General features: G+C 63.7%; 2 protein-coding genes. Both read left to right on the top strand.

The features are described from left to right. The coding region (gene atpD / locus EOC93_RS27120; protein WP_127206163.1) for a F0F1 ATP synthase subunit beta at nt 1-1,023 on the top strand (1,023 nt) is incomplete at its 5' end. Between the two features lie 109 nt (nt 1,024-1,132). Continuing rightward, nucleotides 1,133-1,395 (top strand): F0F1 ATP synthase subunit epsilon (locus EOC93_RS35020; protein WP_245461551.1); only part of this gene is annotated, 263 nt, incomplete at its 3' end.

The following is a 1,395-nucleotide window of genomic DNA, read 5'->3' on the forward strand; positions in this document are numbered from 1 at the left end:
GTTCTCGACCTGCTTGCGCCTTATGCCCGCGGCGGCAAGATCGGCCTGTTCGGCGGCGCCGGCGTCGGCAAGACGGTGCTGATCCAGGAACTGATCAACAACGTCGCCAAGGCGCATGGCGGCTTCTCGGTGTTCGCCGGCGTCGGCGAGCGCACCCGCGAAGGCAACGATCTCTACCATGAGTTCATCGAGTCCGGCGTCAACAAGAAGGGCGGCGGCGAAGGATCCAAGGCGGCGCTCGTCTATGGCCAGATGAACGAGCCGCCCGGTGCGCGCGCCCGCGTCGGCCTGACCGGCCTGACGGTCGCCGAATATTTCCGCGACCAGGGTCAGGACGTGCTGTTCTTCGTCGACAACATCTTCCGCTTCACGCAGGCCGGCTCCGAAGTGTCGGCGCTGCTCGGACGTATTCCTTCGGCCGTGGGTTACCAGCCGACGCTGGCCACCGACATGGGTGCGCTGCAGGAACGCATCACGACGACGACCAAGGGCTCGATCACCTCGGTGCAGGCGATTTACGTGCCGGCCGACGATCTGACCGACCCGGCGCCGGCGACCTCGTTCGCCCACCTCGACGCGACGACCGTGCTGAACCGCGCGATCTCGGAAAAGGGCATCTATCCGGCCGTCGATCCGCTCGATTCGACCTCGCGCATGCTCGACCCGATGGTCGTCGGCGAAGAGCACTACCAGGTGGCCCGCCAGGTGCAGTCGATCCTTCAGCGCTACAAGTCGCTGCAGGACATCATCGCCATCCTGGGCATGGACGAGCTGTCGGAAGAGGACAAGCAGACGGTCGCCCGCGCCCGCAAGATCGAGCGCTTCCTGTCGCAGCCCTTCTTCGTCGCCGAAGTGTTCACCGGCGCGCCGGGCAAGCTGGTCGATCTCGCCGACACCATCAAGGGCTTCAAGGGCCTCTGCAACGGCGACTACGACCATCTGCCGGAAGCCGCCTTCTACATGGTCGGCGGCATCGAGGAAGCGGTCGAGAAGGCTCAGCGCCTGGCGGCTGAAGCGGCGTAATCAAGGCAATAGGGAGTAGTCAGTAGTCAGTAGTGAATAGCAGCCGGGTGATCGGGACAATTGTCCTCTCCCTACTCCCTACTCACTATTCCCTACTCACTAAATTGACATGGCTGAAGCTTTCAAATTCGAACTGGTCTCGCCGGAGCGCCTGCTGGTTTCCGAGCAGGTCGAATCCGTCGTCATTCCGGGCGCCGAAGGCGAAATGACTGTCATGGCGCATCACGCGCCGGTCATGACCACGATCAAGCCGGGTGTCGTCACGGTGAAGACCGCCGCCGGCAAGGAAGAACGCTACGTCGTGTTCGGCGGCTTTGCCGACATCGTTCCGGCTGGCTGCACGTTGCTGGCAGAATCGGCGGTAGCCGTCGG

It is taken from the genome of Mesorhizobium sp. M6A.T.Ce.TU.002.03.1.1 (genome assembly GCF_003997275.1).
Classification (GTDB): domain Bacteria; phylum Pseudomonadota; class Alphaproteobacteria; order Rhizobiales; family Rhizobiaceae; genus Mesorhizobium; species Mesorhizobium mediterraneum.